Origin of the sequence: Cellulomonas endophytica (genome assembly GCF_004123805.1) — a bacterium.
Lineage (GTDB): Bacteria > Actinomycetota > Actinomycetes > Actinomycetales > Cellulomonadaceae > Cellulomonas > Cellulomonas endophytica.
The window spans coordinates 46875-63783 of sequence record NZ_RWJX01000020.1; the positions used below are offsets into that span (position 1 = coordinate 46875).

Consider the following 16909-nt stretch of genomic DNA (forward strand, 5'->3'; position numbering starts at 1 on the left):
GGGCACGGGGCGGTCTAGGTGTCCGTGCCGCCCGTGGACTCGCGGGCGACGACCCGGAACGCCGCCTTGTGCAGGCGCGGCCCGCGCGAGGTGCCCTCGCCCCACCCGATGCGCTCGAGGAGCATGCCCACCGCGACCTCGGCGATCTCGTCGCGACCCGGGTCGATGCTCGACAGCGACGGCAGCGTGAAGTGCCCGGTGGAGATGTTGTCGAAGCCGATGACGGCGACGTCGTCGGGCACGCGGCGGCCGGCCTCGCCGAGGGCGCGCAGGACACCGACGGCGAGGGCGTCGTTGAGGGCGAACACCGCGTCGAACTCCACACCCGAGGCGAGGAGCTCGCGGGTGGCGGCCGCACCGTCCGCCGGGTGCCACGGGGCCGCGACGCGCTCGAGCCGCTCGTCCTCGGGCAGCCCCGCCACGACGAGCGCCTCCCGGTACCCCCGCACGCGCAGGTCGGACGGGCGCAGCTGGCCGGTGCGCCGGTCGGGGTGGGCGCCGACGACCGCGATGCGCCGCCGGCCGAGCCCCACGAGGTGCTCCACGGCCGCCCGGGCCCCCTCGACGTTGTGCATCGTCACGTGGTCGGTCGGGCCGCCGAAGATGCGCTCGCCGAGCAGCACGAGCGGGTACTCGACCTGGTCCAGGAGGCCCCGGTCCTCCGTGCCGAGCCGCTCCGGGCTGAACAGCAGGCCGTCCGTCTGCTTCAGGCCGTTCTCGATGACCGCGATCTCGTGGTCCCGGTCGGCCCCGGCCTGGCCCACGATGACGCTGAGGTGCCGGCGCTCGGCGGCCGCGATCACCGCGTCCGCGAGCTCGGCGAAGTAGGTCTGGCGCAGGTCCGGCACGGCGAGCCCGATGACCCCGGTCCTCCCCGAGCGCAGGCCGCGCGCCGACAGGTTGGGGCGGTAGCCGAGCTCGGCGATGGCGCGCTGCACGCGTGCCCGCGTCTCGGGGTGCACGTGCGGGTGGTCGTTGACGACGTTCGAGACGGTCTTGTTGGAGACGCGCGCGAGGAGCGCGACGTCGCGCATGGTCACACCCACAAAGCACGCTCCGCGCTCTCGTAGACGGTCGGCGCCCGTGCTGGACGCCGTGCGTGACCCGCGGGCCTCCCGCACCACGTCGGCACCCTGCGCCGCGGGGGCGCGGGGCGCCGGATGGTCCCCGTGAGCCTAGCGCCGCGGTCCCTCCGCAGGTCGCCGCCCGTGCCGTTCCCGACCCCGGCGCGCCCCTCGACGCGCTACGTCCTCGCGCGTCCGACGAGGGCCGGCAGCACCGTCGCCGCCGTTACCGGAACGATGCTTGACAGGCCCGGCGAGGACGGGCCACGATGACGCCCGGCGCTTACGACGTGGTAAAAATGCCGGTCACAGCGCTATAACGTCATAGTCGACGGACAGCGGCCCCGGCATCGGACAGCGGTGGGCCGGCGCCCGTCGGCTGCGCATCCGTCACGCGTGCGCCCCGGCGCACGGCCTCGAGGAGGAGGGTCAGGATGGACGACGGTCCTACGGCTGGACCCCCGCTCGCCACCGGCGCGCGGACCGCGACCGCGACCGCGGGCGGCGGAGGGGGCGCGTCGCCCCTGGACGGGCGGGGGGTGACCCGGCGGCGCCCGGGCGGGCGCTCCCTCAAGGACGTCCTGTACTCGCAGAAGCTCGCGCCCTACTTCTTCATCGCGCCGTTCGTCATCACGCTGCTCGCGTTCTGGGCCGTGCCGCTCGTGCGCACGTTCGTCATGAGCACGCAGGAGGTGCTCTTCGGCGAGTCCGCCTTCGTCGGCACGGACAACTACGAGCGGCTCTGGCGCGACCGGATCTTCTGGCAGGCGCTCTTCAACAGCGCCCGCTACATGGTCCTCACGCTCGTGCTGCTCATCCCGATCCCGCTCGTGCTCGCCGTCCTGCTGAACTCCAAGATCGGCAGCGCCCGCGTGAAGGCGGTCTTCAAGGCGTCGCTGTTCGTCCCGGCCCTGACGTCGGTCGTCGTCGCGGGCATCATCTTCCGGCTCATGTTCGCCGAGACGGGCACGGGCCTGGTGAACCAGGCGCTGGCGCTGTTCGGCGCCGACCCGGTGCGCTGGCTGCGGACGGACACCGGGGGGCTCGTCGCCCTCCTCGCGCTGGCGATGTGGCGGTACACCGGCGTCAACATCCTGTACTTCCTCGCCGGGCTGCAGTCGATCCCCGACGAGTACTACGAGGCCGCCTCCATCGACGGCGCGAACAAGGTGCAGCAGTTCTTCCGGATCACGCTGCCGAACCTCAAGCCGACGATGGTCTACGTCACGACGATCAGCATCTACGGCGGCCTGGCGATGTTCCTCGAGAGCTTCATGCTCTACGCCGGCAACAACTCCCCGAACAACCAGGGCCTGACGGTCGTGGGGTACCTCTACCGCCGCGGCATCGAGGAGAACGACCTCGGGTACGCCTCCGCGGTCGGCGTCGTCCTGCTCGTCGTCATCATGGCGATCAACCTCACCTACCTCCGCCTGACGGGCACGTTCTCGAAGGAGGGGCAGCGATGAGCGCGCCCGCGTCCCCGACGCCGATCCCGGTCGCGACGCCGGAGGCCGTGGCCGGCGGGCGGCGGCAGGACCCGCGGCGGCCCGGGCGGACGCGGCACCCGCTGCCGCGCGGCCTCTTCGCCGCGGTCCAGACCTCGTTCCTCGTCCTCATCGGGCTGCTCGTGCTGGTGCCGCTCGCCGCGATCTTCCTGGGCACGTTCCAGGACGGCGGCCAGATCATCCGCAACGGGCTGAGCCTGGACCTGGACTTCTCGGTGCTCTCCCTCGACAACTACGTGCTGCTCTTCACGGACTCGGGGCCGTACTTCCGGTGGTTCGCCAACTCCGTCGTCCTCACCGCGGTCCAGGTGGTGCTCACGCTGCTCGTGAGCTCCTTCGTGGCCTACGGCTTCGCGATGTACGAGTTCCGCGGGAAGAACGCGTGGTTCATCTCGGTGCTGCTGCTCATGACCGTGCCGTTCGAGATCATGATGCTGCCGCTCTTCGTCCTCGTGAACGACGTGGGCCTGGCGGACTCCTACGGCGTCATCGTGGTCCCGTTCCTCGCCGCGTCCGTGACGATCTTCTTCTTCCGGCAGTACTTCCTGGGCATCCCCAGGGAGCTGCTCGAGGCCGGCCGGGTCGACGGCGTGACGGAGTTCGGGATCTTCTTCCGGATCGTCCTGCCGATCGCCCGCCCCGCGCTCGCCGCGATGGCGATCCTCAACGGGATGGTCATCTGGAACAACTTCCTGTGGCCGCTGCTGGTGCTGCGCTCCTCCGAGAAGTTCACGCTGCCCATCGGCCTGAACACGCTCCTGACGCCGTACGGCAACAACTACGAGCTGCTCATCATCGGCTCCTTCTTCTCCCTCCTGCCCGTCCTCGTCCTGTTCCTGCTCTTCCAGCGCTTCTTCGTGGCCGGCATGACCGCCGGCGCGCTCAAGGGCTGACCGACCACCGCACACCGACAAAGGAGTCACGATGACCCGATCGCGCAGGTTCACCTCGCTCGCCGCCGCGGGTGCCGCGGGAGTGCTCATGCTCGCCGCGTGCAGCGGCGGCGGGGGCGGCGAGGAGCCGGCCGCCACGAACGCCGACGGCACCACGCCGCTCAACATGTGGGTGTTCGCCGAGCTGCACGGCACCTACTACGAGCAGATGGCCGAGCTGTGGAACGAGCAGAACCCGGACCGCCAGGTGGACCTGGAGGTGACGGTCTACCCGTACGACGACATGCACAACAAGCTGCAGCTCGCCGCGAACTCCGGCGAGGGCATGCCGGACCTCGTCGACATCGAGGTGAGCAAGTTCTCCAAGTTCGTCACCGACGACGGCCGCACGCCCCTCATGGACCTCACGGAGTACGCCGAGCCGTACCGCGAGGACGTGGTGGAGGCCCGGCTCGACCTCTACGGCCGGGACGGCAAGCAGTACGGGATGCCCACCCACGTGGGCGCCTTCGTGTCCTTCTACAACGCGGAGCTCCTCGAGGCGGCCGGCATCGACTACACCACCATCGAGACCTGGGACGACTTCCAGGAGGCGGGTGCGGCGTACAAGGCGGCGACCGGCAAGAACTTCGGCGTCGCGAGCACGGGCGTCGACATGGTCGAGCCGCTCATGGTCGCCCAGCTGGGAGGCACCTTCTTCGACGAGGACGGCGCGGTCTCGGTCAACAGCCCCGAGGTCGTCCAGGCCCTCGAGTTCGAGCAGGGGATGCAGGAGGCGGGCGCGATCGCGACCATCCCCGGCGGCAGCCCCGACGACGAGGAGGCCTACGGCGCCATCGCCCGCGGCGACTACGCCGCGATCGTCTACCCGGCCTGGTACACCTCGCGCTTCGTCGACTACATGCCCGAGCTGTCGGGCAAGGTCGCCATCGCGCCGGCGCCGACCTTCGAGGGCGGCGAGGTCGAGACGATCGGCGGTGGCGGCACCGGCACGGCCGTGGCCGACTCCTCGCCGGTCAAGGAGCTGGCGGCCGAGTGGGTCGCCTTCGCCAAGCTCTCCCCCGAGGCGAACGTCGCCGTGTGGGAGGTCCTCGGCTTCGACCCCGTCAACATGGCGATCTGGGAGGACGAGGAGGTCACGAAGGACCCGGAGAACAAGTTCAACGCGTACTTCCGGACGAACCTCTTCGACGTCCTCAACGAGGTCAAGGACGGCATCGGCCACTTCGAGTCCTTCTCGAACGCGAACCTGCCGGCGGTCGACGACGTCTTCACCACGACGACCTTCACGCAGATCTTCGAGAACGGCGTCCCGGCCCAGGAGGCCCTCGACCAGGCGCAGCAGGACCTGGAGAACCAGATCGGCGGCTGAGCCACCGACCCCCGCACGACCCCTGCACGCCCCTCCGGTCGCCGGCCACCGCCGGCGGCCGGGGGGCGGCACGGGCGGCCGCCCGCCCGTCGCGCACCGGGACCGCCCGCACCGTCCCGCCGCCGCACCACCCCCCGACCCGCACGCCGACCACCGTCGGCCGCCGCGCGCCCGATCCCACCCCAGGAGCACCGCATGCAGACCGCCCAGCTGTCGATCGACCCCGCGTTCGTCGTGGCCCCCGTCAACCGCAGGGTCTTCGGGTCGTTCGTCGAGCACATGGGCCGGTGCGTCTACGGCGGCATCTACGAGCCGGAGCACCCCAGCGCCGACGCCGACGGCTTCCGCGGGGACGTCCTGGAGCTCGTGCGCGAGCTCGGCGTGACGGCCGTGCGCTACCCCGGCGGCAACTTCGTCTCCGGGTACCGCTGGGAGGACGGCGTCGGGCCGGTCGAGGACCGGCCCACCCGGCTGGACCCGGCGTGGCGCACGATCGAGACGAACGCCTTCGGCCTCAACGAGTTCATGCGGTGGGCCCGCAAGGCCGAGATCGAGCCGATCATGGCGATGAACCTGGGCACGCGGGGCCTGCAGGAGGCCATCGACCTGCTCGAGTACGCGAACCACCCCGGCGGCACCGCGCTGTCCGACGCGCGCATCGCCCACGGCGAGAAGGAGCCCCACGGCATCCGGATGTGGTGCCTGGGCAACGAGATGGACGGCCCGTGGCAGCTCGGGCACAAGACGGCGGAGGAGTACGGCCGGCTCGCGGCGGAGACGGCGCGCGCCATGCGCCAGTTCGACCCCGAGCTCGAGCTCGTCGCGTGCGGCTCGTCCGGGCGGCAGATGCCGACCTTCGGCGCCTGGGAGGCGACGGTCCTCGAGCACGCCTACGACGTCGTGGACCACATCTCCGCCCACGCCTACTACGAGCTCGAGGGCGACGACGTCGCCAGCTTCCTCGCCTCGTCGACCGACATGGACCGCTTCATCCGCGAGGTGGTCGCCACCGCGGACCACGTCGGCGCCCGGCTGTCCTCCACGAAGCGGATCGCCATCTCCTTCGACGAGTGGAACGTCTGGTACCTCAAGGCGATGCAGGCCAACGGGATGCCCGACGACTGGACGGTCGCGCCCCGGCTCAGCGAGGAGGCCTACACCGCGCTCGACGCGGTCGTCGTCGGCTCGCTCCTCATCACGCTCCTGCGCCACGCCGACCGCGTGACCGCGGCCTGCCAGGCGCAGCTGGTCAACACCATCAGCTCCATCCGTGCCGAGCCCGACGGGCCGGCCTGGCGCCAGTCGATCTTCCACCCGTTCGCGCTCACGGCGCGGCACGCCCGCGGGACGGTGCTGGACCTGCGGGTCGACGCGCCGGCGCTCGCCACCGCCAAGCACGGCGAGGTGCCCGTGCTCGACGCGGTCGCGACCCACGACGCGGAGGAGGGGCTCGTCACGGTCTTCGTCGTCAACCGCGACCCGGCGTCCGCGGTCGCCCTCGCCACGGAGCTGCGGGCGTTCGGCGACCTCGAGCTCGTCGAGGCGACGCTCCTGGGCGGCGACGACCTCATGGCCACGAACACCCGGGAGGCGCCCGACCGCGTCGTGCCCGTCGCGCACCCCTCCGGGTCCCTCGACGGCACCGTCCTGCGGGCCGAGCTGCCCCCGGCCTCCTGGAGCATGTTCCGGCTGCGGGCGGCCCGGTGACCGAGCTGCACGTCGCCACGACCGGGTCCGACGACGCCGACGGGTCGTCGGCCCGGCCGCTGCGGACCGTGAGCCGCGCGGCGCTCCTCGCGGAGCCGGGCGACACCGTCACGGTGCACGCGGGGGAGTACCGGGAGTGGGTGCGCCCCGCGCGCGGCGGCCTGTCCGACCGTCGCCGCATCACCTACCGGGCGGCGCCGGGCGAGCACGTGGTCCTCAAGGGGTCCGAGCGCGTGACGGGCTGGGTCCCGACCACGGGCACGGTCTGGCGCGCCGAGGTGCCGAACACCCTGTTCGGGGAGTTCAACCCCTTCGCGGTGGAGGTGGACGGCGACTGGCTGCTCCACCCGCCGACCGGCGCGCGGAAGCACCTCGGGGACGTGTACCTCGACGGGCGGAGCCTCGACGAGGTGGACGACGTCGCGGCGGTCGCCGCCCCGCCGCGGCGCACCGTCGCCGTCGACCAGTGGACGGGGACCGACCAGCCCCTGCCCGACCCCGACGGGCCCCGGCTCGTCTGGCACGCGAGGGTGGGCGCGGCCGCGACGACGGTCTGGGCGGACTTCGGCGGCGCGGACCCGAACACCCGCCTGGTCGAGATCAACGTGCGCCGCTCCGTCTTCTTCCCCACGGAGCACCACCTCGACTGGATCACCGTGCGCGGCTTCGAGATGGCGCAGGCCGCCACGCCGTGGGCGCCGCCGACGGCCGACCAGCCGGGGCTCGTCGGGCCGAACTGGGCCAGGGGCTGGGTCATCGAGGACAACCACATCCACGACGCGAAGTGCTCCGCGATCTCGCTGGGCAAGGAGGCGTCGACCGGGGACAACTGGGCACGCCGGCGCGGGGACAAGCCCGGGTACCAGTACCAGCTCGAGGCCGTCTTCGCGGCGCGGCGGATCGGGTGGGACCGCGAGCACGTCGGCTCCCACGTGGTGCGGCGCAACACCGTCCACGACTGCGGGCAGAACGCGGTCGTCGGGCACCTGGGTGCGGTCTTCTCGACCATCGAGGACAACCACCTCTTCCGCATCGGGACGCGGCGCGAGTTCATCGGCTACGAGATCGGCGCCATCAAGCTCCACGCCGCGGTCGACGTGCGGATCGAGCACAACCGCGTGCACGACTCGACCCTCGGCATCTGGCTCGACTGGCAGACCCAGGGCACCCGCGTGACGCGCAACGTGCTCTACCGCAACACCCGCGACCTCTTCGTCGAGGTGAGCCACGGGCCGTACGTCGTCGACCACAACGTGCTGGCCTCGGCCGTCGCCGTCGAGAACTTCAGCCAGGGCGGCGCGTACGTGCACAACCTCGTCGGCGGGGCGGTCCGGCGCCAGCCCGTCCTCGACCGGGCGACGCCCTACCACCTGCCCCACAGCACCCAGGTGGCCGGGTACGCGGTCGTCTACGGCGGCGACGACCGCTGGGTGGGCAACCTGTTCGTCGGCGGCGACGCGGAGGGCACCTACCTCCCCCGCGGCGCCGGGCACGGGCCGGTCGCCGCGGGCACGAGCGGCTACGACGAGTGCCCGCCCACGTGGGAGGACTACCTGGCCACGCTGGGCGAGGGCGACCACGTCCGCTTCCACGGCCACCCCCAGCCGGCCTACGTGCGGCACAACACCTACGCGGGCGGTGCCCGCCCCTACCGCCACGAGACGGAGCCGGTCGTCCTCGACGGCCCGGCCGCCCTCGAGGTGGTCGACGAGGGGGAGGGCGTCCACCTGCGCCTCGACCTCCCGCCCGGCGCCGCCGCGCCGGCGGTGCCCCTCGTCACCGGGGCCGACCTGCCGCCGGTGCGGTTCGTCGGCGCCGACTTCGAGGAGCCGGACGGCAGCCCCGTCGTGCTCGGCACCGACGTGCTCGGCCACCGCAAGGAGGAGGGGGGCGCGTACCCCGCCGGCCCGTGGGCGGTGCTGCCGGACGGCGCGACGACCGTCCGCGCCTGGTGACCGCGCCGCCTCCCTTCACCCCCGCTCCCGTCACCCCCGCTCCCGACGACCCCGGACCACACCCGACCCGCCCGGGCCCCGCGCCCCGACCCACCGGAGACACCCCTGTGAGCGACGACCCCGTCACCCGAGCGCAGCCGCCCGCCGGCAGCGCGGCGTGGCCCATCGCGGCCGCCATGCTGCCGTTCCCCCCGTCGCAGGACGGCGGGCCCGACCTCTGGCACGACCAGCTCGCGGAGGTCGCCTTCGAGGGCTTCACGGAGGTCGACCTCACGGACGGGTGGCTGCGCGTCGGCGACCTCGAGCCGTCGCGCCTCGACGAGCTCGCCGACGTCCTGCGCGTCACCGGCCTGCACCCGGAGGCCGTGTCGGCGATCCGGCGCAGCGTCATCGACCCCGTGACGGGGGACGAGAACCTCGCCTACTCCCACCGCACGATCGACGCCGCCGCGGCGCTCGGGTGCTCCGTGGTGAGCGTCGGCCTGCACCGGCCGCTGACCGAGGCGCAGCGCCGGGTGCTGTGGTTCTGGACCGTCGACGGGCCGAAGGACGACGAGTCGGCGGAGACCTGGGCGCTCGCGGTGGCGCGGCTGCGCGAGCTCGGCGCGCACGCCGCCGACGCCGGCCTCGTCCTGTCGCTGGAGATGTACGAGGACACGCTGCTGGGGTCCGCCGACTCCGCGGTCCGGCTCGTCCAGGACGTCGGGCACCCGGCGGTCGGCCTCAACCCCGACCTGGGCAACCTCTTCCGGCTGCACCGGGACGTCGAGGCGTTCGGCGCGGCGGTCGAGAAGACCCTGCCGCTGTCCAACTACTGGCACGTGAAGAGCTACCACCGCGACGCGGACCCCACCACGGGCGCGGTCGTGGCGGTCCCGGCGCCCATGTACGCCGGGTCGATGGACTACCGCTCGGCGGTCCGGCGCGCCCTCGAGCTCGGCTACACCGGCCCCTTCTGCGTGGAGCACTACGGCGGTGACGGGCTGTCCGTCGCCGCGGAGAACCGCACCTACCTGCGCAAGCTCCTCGCCGTCGCGACCGGGGAGGTCACCCGCGCCAGCCGCGCCCGCGCCGCCCACGGTGCGGTGGCCGCTCCCGCCACCGCGGGGAGCACGCGATGAGCCCGCGCGTCGCCGTCCTCGGCCTCGGCGCCATGGGGCTGCCCATGGCGACCCACCTCGTGCAGGACCACGCGGTCGTCGGCTTCGACGTCAGCCCCGAGCGCCTCGCCCTCGCGCGGGCGGCGGGCGCGTCGACCGCCGCCTCGCCCGCGGAGGCCGGCCAGGGCGCCGACGTCGTGCTCGTCGGGGTCCGGGACGCCGCCCAGCTCGCGCAGGCGCTGTTCGGCGACGAGGGAGCGGCCCGCACGCTGGCGGCGGGGACCGTCGTGGTGCTGACGTCGACCGTCGGGGTCGACGCGGCGCGCGCGGCGGCGGACCGCCTCGGCGCGCAGGGCGTGCACCTCGTCGACGCCCCGGTCAGCGGCGGCCCCGTCCGGGCCGGCACCGGCGACCTCCTCATCATGGTCGGCGGGCCGCCGGAGGCGGTCGAGGCGGCGCGCTCCGTCCTGACGGCCCTGTCCTCGACCCTGACGGTGGCCGGGCCACGGGTCGGGGACGGCCAGGTGCTCAAGACCGTCAACCAGCTCCTGTGCGGGGTGCACACGGCGGCGGCGTCCGAGGCCCTCGCGCTCGCCCACGCGCTCGGGCTCGACCTCGACGCCACCATCGAGGTGCTCGGGAAGGGTGCGGCGGCGTCCTTCATGCTCGCCGACCGCGGCCCGCGGATCGCCGCGCAGCTGCGGGGGGACGCGCCGGAGCTGCGCTCCCGGCTCGACGTCATCTCCAAGGACATGGGCCTCGTCGCGCGGCTCGCCCGCGAGGCCCACGTCGCGACGCCCGTGGCCTCCGCCGCCGAGCAGCTCTACCTGCTGGGGGAGGCCCGGGGGCTGGCGGCCGCGGACGACTCCGTGGTCGCGACGACCCTGGCCCTCCCCGACGAGGGGGGTGCGGCGTGACCACCCTGGCCAACGACCCGGCGCAGTTCGCCGACGAGGCCCTGCGCGGCTTCGCCGACGCCCACGCCGGCACCGTCCGCCTCGTCCCCGGCGGGGTCGTCCGCGCGACGGCCACGCCGACCGGGAAGGTGGCCGTCGTCGTCGGCGGCGGCTCCGGGCACTACCCGGCGTTCGCCGGGCTCGTCGGTCCGGGCTTCGCCGACGGCGCCGTCGTCGGGAACGTCTTCACCTCGCCCTCGGCGTCGGACGCGGCGTCCGTCGCCCGTCACGCCGCCTCCGACGCCGGCGTCCTGCTGCTCACGGGCAACTACGCCGGCGACGTCATGAACTTCGGCCTCGCGGTGCAGCGGCTGCGCGCCGAGGGCGTCGACGCCCGCTACCTCGTCGTGACGGACGACATCGCGAGCGCGCCCGTCGGCCAGGAGGACCTGCGGCGCGGGATCGCGGGGGACCTCACGGTGTTCAAGGTCGCCGCCGCGGCGGCGGAGGCCGGGCTGGACCTCGACGGCGTCGAGGCCGCCGCCCGGCACGCCAACGCCCGGACGCGCACGCTCGGCGTCGCGTTCGACGGGTGCACGCTGCCCGGGGCCGACGCCCCCCTGTTCACCGTGCCGGACGGCGCCATGGGCATCGGGGTGGGCATTCACGGGGAGCCCGGGATCGGCGAGACGGCGTTCCCGACGGCCGCGGGGCTGGCCGCCACCCTCGTCGACCGGGTCCTCGCGGAGGCCCCCGGGGTGGGGCCGGCGCGGGCCGCCGTGGTCCTCAACGGGCTGGGCCGCACGAAGTACGAGGAGCTGTTCGTGCTGTGGGCGGACGTCGCCCCGCTGCTGCGCGCGGCCGGGGTCACGGTCGTCGAGCCGGACGTCGGCGAGCTCGTCACGAGCCTGGACATGGCGGGGTGCTCCCTCACGCTCATGTGGCTCGACGAGTCCCTCGAGGCGTACTGGCGCGCGCCCGCCGCCGCCCCCGCCTACCGGAAGGGGGCCTTCGTCGGGTCCGCCGGGGTGGCGCGGGCGTCGGACGGCGGCGCCGCGCCGGGCGGGCTCGTGCCGGAGCCGGGTCCGGAGGCCGACGACGCTCACAGGGCACCGGTGAGCGCACGCGGCCGGGCGCTGGCGGGCCGGGTCGTCGCGGCGTTCGAGGCCGGGGTGGCCGCGCTGGTCGGGGCCGAGGAGCGGCTGGGCCGGCTCGACGCCGTGGCCGGTGACGGCGACCACGGCCGCGGCATGGTGCGCGGCGCGTCGGCCGCGCGCGACGCGGCCCGGACCTGCGCCGACGCGGACGGTGGCCCCACGGACGTGCTCGTGGAGGCCGGCCGGGCGTGGTCCGACCGCGCGGGCGGGACCTCCGGCGTGCTCTGGGGCGCGATGCTCGAGGCCGCCGGCCGCGCCCTGGGGGACGACGACGAGGCGTGGCGGCGCTGGGACGCCGGCACCACGGGGGAGGTCGCCCGCGCCGTGCGCGCCGGTGTCGACGCCCTGCAGACCCTCGGCCGCGCCACGCCGGGGGACAAGACGATGCTCGACGCGCTCGGGCCCTTCGTCGACGCGCTCGACGCCGCCGCCCGGGCCGGCACGGGCCCCGCGGAGGCCTGGGACCGGGCCACCGCCCGCGCCGAGCGGGCCGCGCAGGAGACCGCCGCGCTGCGCCCGCGCCTGGGCCGCGCCCGGCCGCTCGCGGAGCAGAGCGTCGGGACGCCGGACCCGGGCGCCGTCTCCTTCGCACTCGTCGCCGCGGCCGTCGGCGCCGCACCGCCCGCCCCGGACGGGGCCCACCTGGAGGAGGACGCATGACGCAGGGGCTGCGGGTCGTCGTCGGCAGCGACGACGCCGGACTGGGCTACAAGGACCTCATCAAGGCCGCGCTCGAGCAGGACGAGCGCGTCGCGGAGGTGACGGACGTCGGCGTCCAGGCCGACGAGGAGACGGCCTACCCCCACGTGGCCGTCGACGCCGCCCGGCGGGTCGCCGCCGGGGAGGCGGACCGCGCCGTGCTCGTGTGCGGCACGGGCCTGGGCGTGGCGATCGCCGCCAACAAGGTGCCCGGCGTGCGGGCCGTCACCGCGCACGACAGCTACTCCGTCGAGCGCGCGGTGCTCTCGAACGACGCCCAGGTCCTGTGCCTGGGCCAGCGCGTCATCGGGCAGGAGCTCGCCCTCCGGCTCGTGCGCGAGTGGCTCGGGTACACGTTCGACCCGACGTCGGCGTCCGCGGCGAAGGTCGACGCGATCGGCGCCTACGAGACCGGGGGCTCCGACCGCTGACCCGGGCGCGGGCCTGGCGTTCCCGCGACGAGGCTGCGCTGCAGCAGCGTCGTGCCGAGCCACCGGTCGAACTTGCGGCCCACGCGCTCCAGGCGGCCGGCCTCGACGAAGCCGGCGCGCCGGTGCAGGGCGAGGGAGGCGGGGGTCTCGGCGTCGGCGACCACCGCGACGACCTCCCGCGCCCCGGCGGCGGCGGCCCGGTCGAGCAGGGCGGTGAGCAGGAGGGTGCCGAGGCCCCGCCCGGTCGCGTCCGGGTGGAGGTAGAGCGTGTCCTCCACCGTGGCCGCGTAGGCCGGCCGCGTCCGCCAGGGTCCGACGTACGCGAAGCCGGCCACGGCGCCGTCGGCCTCGACGACGAGGAACGGCCAGCCCGCCGCCCCGAGGGCATCGAGGCGGTCGTGCCAGTGCCCGACGCCCGGCGGCTCGAGCTCGAAGGTCGCCGTGGACGTGCGGACCCAGTGGTCGTAGATCGCGGCGACCGCGTCAGTGTCGTCGTGCCGGGCCGGGCGCACGACCGGCCCCGCCGGCGAGGCTGCCGTGCCGCGGGGCGTCCCCGGGTCGCTCACCGCTGGTCGTCCCCGGCGTCCGCGGCGTCACCGGACCGGCCGTGCGGCACCCCGCTCGCGAACCCGACCCCGACACCGACCCCGATACCGGCACCGACGCCCACGCCGACGCGGAGCCGGGCGCCGAGCCCCGCCGTCGGCCCCGCGCCCGCGGGTGCCCCGGCCCCGAGCGTGACGAGCTGCGGCTCCGCGGTGCCCCCGCAGCACGCGGCACCCGCCGTGCCGGCCGTGCCGTCGGTGTCCCCGGCGAGGTCGGTCGAGCACACGCCCGTGGCGGGCAGGTCGAGCGCGACGCGGTCGGCCGCGGTCCGGTCGCCCGCCAGCGCCGCCGCCACGGAGCGGACCTGCTCGTACCCCGTGGCCAGCAGGAACGTCGGCGCCCGCCCGTAGGACTTCATCCCGACGAGGTAGAACCCGTCGTCGGGGTGGGACAGCAGCGCCTCGCCGTGGGGCGGCACCGTGCCGCAGGAGTGGTGGTTGGGATCGATGAGCACGGCGAGCCGTGCCGGCGACTCGACGACGGGGTCGAGGTCGAGGCGGACCTCGCGCAGCATCGCCAGGTCGGGGCGGAACCCGGTGGCGTTGACGACCGTGTGGACGCGGACGTCCAGCACCTCGTCGCGCGCGGTCCCGAGCACCCGCACGAGGTCGCCCTCGGGCTCGAGCCGCTCGATCGAGGCGCGCCGGACGAGCGTGAGCCGACCGGCTTCGAGAGCCCTCCGCAGTCGGGTGCCGAGGAGGCCACGGGCGGGCAGCTCGTCGTCCGCGCCGCCCGCGAACAGCCGGCGCGGCGACCCGCCTCGGATCGCCCAGGTCACCGCGGTGTGGGGCACGGCCTCGCCCAGCTCGAGGAGGGCCAGCAGCGTGTTCGCGGCGGAGTGCCCCATCCCCACGACGAGCGTCCGGCGGCCCGCGAAGCGGTCGCGGTCGGCGCCGAGCACGTCCGGGAGCGCCCCGGCCAAGAACGGCGCGGCGACCTCCTCGCCGACTGCCGGCAGTCCACTCGTCCCCAGCGGGTTCGGCGTGCCGGAGGTGCCCGAGGCGTCGAGCACCGCGCGCGCCCGGACGTCCTCGACCCGGCCGTCGGCCGTCACCGTGCGCACCCGGTAGCCGCGCCGGTCCCGCCCCAGCGACCGGGTGCGGTCCGCGCCGTCGCGCGCCACGGCGACGACGCGCGTGCCCGTGCGCAGCCGGCTCGCGAGCGCGTCCGTGGCCGCGAGCGGGGCGAGGTAGTCGCGGACGAGCTCGTCGCCCGTCGGCAGCGCGTCGGGGTCCGGCGCGACCCAGCCCGTCGCCTCCAGCAGCCTCCGTGCCGCCGCGTCGACGTCGTAGCGCCACGGGGAGAAGAGGCGCACGTGCCCCCACGCCCGCACCGCCGCGCCGGGCCCGTCCCCGGCCTCGAGCACCAGCGGCTCCAGCCCCCGCTCGAGCAGGTGCGCGGCCGCGGCGAGGCCCACGGGCCCGGCCCCCACGACCACGACCGGCAGCGCGTCCCGTGCCACCTCGTCCATGACTGCTCCTCCCATCGAGATCCGTCGATCGGTAACGTATCGACACCGGTCGATCGGTGGCAAAATGGACCCCATGACGACGACCGCCCTGCGCACGGTGACGACACGTCCGGCGGTGCTCACGGCGCCCGGTGCGCTGCCGACGGCGGGCCGGACCGCGACGGCCTGCTGCACCGACCTCGCGCGGCCGGCCGTCGACGAGGGGGCGGCCCAGGACCTCGCCCGCGCGTTCCGCGCCCTCGCCGACCCCACGCGCGTCCGGCTGCTCTCGCTGGTGGCGTCGCACGCGGAGCAGGAGGCGTGCGTCTGCGACCTCACGGAGCCCGTGGGCCTGTCGCAGCCCACGGTGTCGCACCACCTCAAGGTCCTCGTCGAGGCCGGCCTGCTGACGCGCGAGCAGCGCGGCCGCTGGGCGTACTACGCCCTCGTCCCGGGCGCGGTCGACGACCTCGCCGGTCTCCTGAGCCGGTCCTTCGCCGGCTAGCAGCCCTCGGGGAGACCGACCACCCCGGCGAGCAGCCGCCGGCTCGGTGCCGGGGTGGCCGCAGCGGTCACCGGGCGGTGGCGTCGGCGACGGGCTGGACGCCCAGCTCGCCGAGGAGCGTGGTGATGCGGGTGCGGATCTCGTCGCGGATGGGGCGCACCGCCTCGAGGCCCTGGCCGGCAGGGTCCTCCAGGACCCAGTCCTCGTAGCGCTTGCCCGGGTAGAAGGGGCAGGCGTCGCCGCAGCCCATGGTGATGACGACGTCGGAGGCCTCGACGGCCGCGGTGGTGAGGACCTTGGGCCTCTCGGCGCGGATGTCGATCCCCTCCTCGAGCATCGCCTCGACGGCCACGGGGTTGATCTGCGCGCCGGGCATCGACCCGGCGGAGCGGACCTCGACGGCGCCGCCGGACAGGTGGCGCAGGTATCCGGCGGCCATCTGGGAGCGGCCGGCGTTGTGGACGCAGACGAACAGGACGCTGGGCCTGCTCGGGGTGTCGCTGCTCACGGGTTCCTCCTGAGGGCGGGTCGGGTTCGGCGGTGCGGCGCGGCAGCCAGGGGCCTGACCAGGCGGACGACGTGCGCGGCGACCCCGGGGCCGATGGCCGGGGTCCCGCCGGTGGTGGCCCGGTACGGTACCGGGCAGCCCGCCCGCCGAGGCATGGGTCGATATTGACAGCCGTCGATGCGGGGCACCAGGCTGCCGCCGGAACGGCATCGCCGGTCCGCCGACGCGGGCACCGTCGAGTGGCGTCGCGCGACGTGGCGTCGCGCCCGTCCTGCGTCGGCCGGGAGGAGGGCCAGTGCCCCGTGGCCTCGTCGCACCGCTCGCGAGGGGTGACGGCCGGGCGACCGTGCTTCTGCCCCCGGTCGTGCTCCTCGTCGTCGCGGCAGCAGCGCAGGGGATGATCCCGGCGCGCCACCCGCGTGCGGCGGGCTCCGTGGCGGCGGCGTCCGTCGTGGCGGCCGCGTCGGCCGCTCTCGCGACCGACGCCCTCCTGAGGTTCCATCGGCACGGCACGACCGTCGACCCCCTCCGCCCCACCGCCGCCGAGAGGCTCGTCACCGACGGCGCGAACGCACTCACGCGCAACCCGATGTACGTCGCGATGGCCGGAGCCCTCCTGGCGCACGCCGTCGTCCGGCGTTCGCCTGCCGCCGTCCTCCCCGCCGCCGCGTTCGTCGTCGTCCTCGACCGTGGCCAGATCGCGGTCGAGGAGGCCGCCCTGGCCGACCGCTTCGCCGCGACCTACGAGACCTACCGCGAGCAGGTCCCGCGCTGGGTCGACCGACGGACGGCCACGACGGCGCTCGCGGCGGCCCCGCGGCTGGTCGGTCGGGGCGTCCGGCGGCTCGGGGTGCGCGCCGGCGCGGCCCCGCCCGGCTGACCGGCCGCGCCGCACCGAGGGCGCCGTCGAGCCGGCCCCGGTGCGTCCTGCCTGGGTGACCGGCTTCTCCGGGGGGCTCCCGCGCAGCCCTGCCGCAGCAGCACGAAGGGCCCGCCACCGGCGCTGTCGCAGGTGACGGGCCCTTCGGTCCGGCGGAGGATGGGGGATTCGAACCCCC

15 protein-coding genes are annotated in these 16909 nt (G+C 75.0%); 11 read left to right on the forward strand and 4 right to left on the reverse strand.

Annotation, left to right across the window (positions count from 1 at the left end):
• Window positions 1–14: 14 nt before the first annotated feature.
• Window positions 15–1034: a LacI family DNA-binding transcriptional regulator gene (locus tag EJA20_RS08275; RefSeq protein ID WP_240675218.1), complete on the reverse strand. Its 1020-nt coding sequence runs from the start codon at window positions 1032–1034 to the stop codon at window positions 15–17.
• Window positions 1035–1603: 569 nt separating this feature from the next.
• On the opposite strand from EJA20_RS08275, the gene EJA20_RS08280 reads away from it, so the two are divergent.
• The 9 genes from EJA20_RS08280 (at window position 1604) to EJA20_RS08320 (ending at window position 12782) form a co-directional block, all read left to right on the forward strand.
• Window positions 1604–2533: a carbohydrate ABC transporter permease gene (locus tag EJA20_RS08280; protein ID WP_240675219.1), complete on the forward strand. Its 930-nt coding sequence runs from the start codon at window positions 1604–1606 to the stop codon at window positions 2531–2533.
• Entirely contained in the window at window positions 2530–3465 is a 936-nt protein-coding gene (locus EJA20_RS08285; protein ID WP_129337680.1) for a carbohydrate ABC transporter permease, read from the forward strand. The genes EJA20_RS08280 and EJA20_RS08285 overlap by 4 nt, the downstream gene beginning before the upstream one ends.
• Before the next feature lie 31 nt (window positions 3466–3496).
• A complete protein-coding gene (locus EJA20_RS08290; RefSeq protein WP_129337681.1) occupies window positions 3497–4837 on the forward strand; it encodes an ABC transporter substrate-binding protein in 1341 nt (446 codons plus the stop codon).
• Between the two features lie 195 nt (window positions 4838–5032).
• Window positions 5033–6544: an arabinosylfuranosidase ArfA gene (gene arfA / locus EJA20_RS08295; protein ID WP_129337682.1), complete on the forward strand. Its 1512-nt coding sequence runs from the start codon at window positions 5033–5035 to the stop codon at window positions 6542–6544.
• Entirely contained in the window at window positions 6541–8499 is a 1959-nt protein-coding gene (locus tag EJA20_RS08300; protein WP_129337683.1) for a DUF1565 domain-containing protein, read from the forward strand. The genes arfA and EJA20_RS08300 overlap by 4 nt, the downstream gene beginning before the upstream one ends.
• 107 nt (window positions 8500–8606) lie before the next feature.
• Window positions 8607–9620: a sugar phosphate isomerase/epimerase family protein gene (locus tag EJA20_RS08305; protein WP_240675220.1), complete on the forward strand. Its 1014-nt coding sequence runs from the start codon at window positions 8607–8609 to the stop codon at window positions 9618–9620.
• The gene (locus tag EJA20_RS08310; protein ID WP_129337684.1) at window positions 9617–10516 is read left to right on the forward strand and encodes an NAD(P)-dependent oxidoreductase; all 900 of its coding nucleotides are present in this window, start codon (window positions 9617–9619) and stop codon (window positions 10514–10516) included. Before EJA20_RS08305 ends, EJA20_RS08310 begins: the two co-directional genes overlap by 4 nt.
• Complete coding sequence (locus tag EJA20_RS08315; protein ID WP_129337685.1) at window positions 10513–12312, forward strand: dihydroxyacetone kinase family protein; 1800 nt, start codon at window positions 10513–10515, stop codon at window positions 12310–12312. The genes EJA20_RS08310 and EJA20_RS08315 overlap by 4 nt, the downstream gene beginning before the upstream one ends.
• Window positions 12309–12782 (forward strand): ribose-5-phosphate isomerase, encoded by a 474-nt coding sequence (locus EJA20_RS08320; RefSeq protein ID WP_129337686.1) that lies wholly within the window; start codon window positions 12309–12311, stop codon window positions 12780–12782. The genes EJA20_RS08315 and EJA20_RS08320 overlap by 4 nt, the downstream gene beginning before the upstream one ends.
• On the opposite strand, the gene EJA20_RS08325 is transcribed toward EJA20_RS08320, so the two are convergent.
• Both EJA20_RS08325 and EJA20_RS08330 read right to left on the reverse strand, forming a co-directional pair.
• Complete coding sequence (locus tag EJA20_RS08325) at window positions 12755–13348, reverse strand: GNAT family N-acetyltransferase (protein WP_240675222.1); 594 nt, start codon at window positions 13346–13348, stop codon at window positions 12755–12757. The genes EJA20_RS08320 and EJA20_RS08325 overlap by 28 nt on opposite strands.
• Window positions 13345–14859 (reverse strand): FAD-dependent oxidoreductase, encoded by a 1515-nt coding sequence (locus EJA20_RS08330; protein ID WP_129337687.1) that lies wholly within the window; start codon window positions 14857–14859, stop codon window positions 13345–13347. Before EJA20_RS08330 ends, EJA20_RS08325 begins: the two co-directional genes overlap by 4 nt.
• A 73-nt stretch (window positions 14860–14932) precedes the next feature.
• Between EJA20_RS08330 and EJA20_RS08335 the strand changes: the two genes are divergently transcribed.
• Window positions 14933–15343 carry an ArsR/SmtB family transcription factor gene (locus EJA20_RS08335; RefSeq protein ID WP_129337688.1) on the forward strand — a complete coding sequence of 137 codons (411 nt, stop codon included), beginning with the start codon at window positions 14933–14935 and terminating at the stop codon, window positions 15341–15343.
• Window positions 15344–15410: 67 nt separating this feature from the next.
• On the opposite strand, the gene EJA20_RS08340 is transcribed toward EJA20_RS08335, so the two are convergent.
• Window positions 15411–15851, reverse strand: coding sequence for an arsenate reductase ArsC (locus EJA20_RS08340; protein WP_276319526.1), 441 nt, complete (start codon window positions 15849–15851; stop codon window positions 15411–15413).
• Window positions 15852–16197: 346 nt separating this feature from the next.
• On the opposite strand from EJA20_RS08340, the gene EJA20_RS08345 reads away from it, so the two are divergent.
• Window positions 16198–16731: a methyltransferase family protein gene (locus tag EJA20_RS08345; protein ID WP_205687418.1), complete on the forward strand. Its 534-nt coding sequence runs from the start codon at window positions 16198–16200 to the stop codon at window positions 16729–16731.
• Window positions 16732–16909: the final 178 nt, after the last annotated feature.

Excerpts from the sequence above, each read along its gene's own strand:
- arfA (WP_129337682.1), top strand. The coding sequence starts at position 5,033 with ATGCAGACCGCCCAGCTGTCGATCGACCCCGCGTTCGTCGTGGCCCCC.
- EJA20_RS08275 (WP_240675218.1), bottom strand. The coding sequence starts at position 1,034 with ATGCGCGACGTCGCGCTCCTCGCGCGCGTCTCCAACAAGACCGTCTCG.
- EJA20_RS08310 (WP_129337684.1), top strand. The coding sequence starts at position 9,617 with ATGAGCCCGCGCGTCGCCGTCCTCGGCCTCGGCGCCATGGGGCTGCCC.
- EJA20_RS08330 (WP_129337687.1), bottom strand. The coding sequence starts at position 14,859 with ATGGACGAGGTGGCACGGGACGCGCTGCCGGTCGTGGTCGTGGGGGCC.
- EJA20_RS08335 (WP_129337688.1), top strand. The coding sequence starts at position 14,933 with ATGACGACGACCGCCCTGCGCACGGTGACGACACGTCCGGCGGTGCTC.
- EJA20_RS08320 (WP_129337686.1), top strand. The coding sequence starts at position 12,309 with ATGACGCAGGGGCTGCGGGTCGTCGTCGGCAGCGACGACGCCGGACTG.
- EJA20_RS08285 (WP_129337680.1), top strand. The coding sequence starts at position 2,530 with ATGAGCGCGCCCGCGTCCCCGACGCCGATCCCGGTCGCGACGCCGGAG.
- EJA20_RS08290 (WP_129337681.1), top strand. The coding sequence starts at position 3,497 with ATGACCCGATCGCGCAGGTTCACCTCGCTCGCCGCCGCGGGTGCCGCG.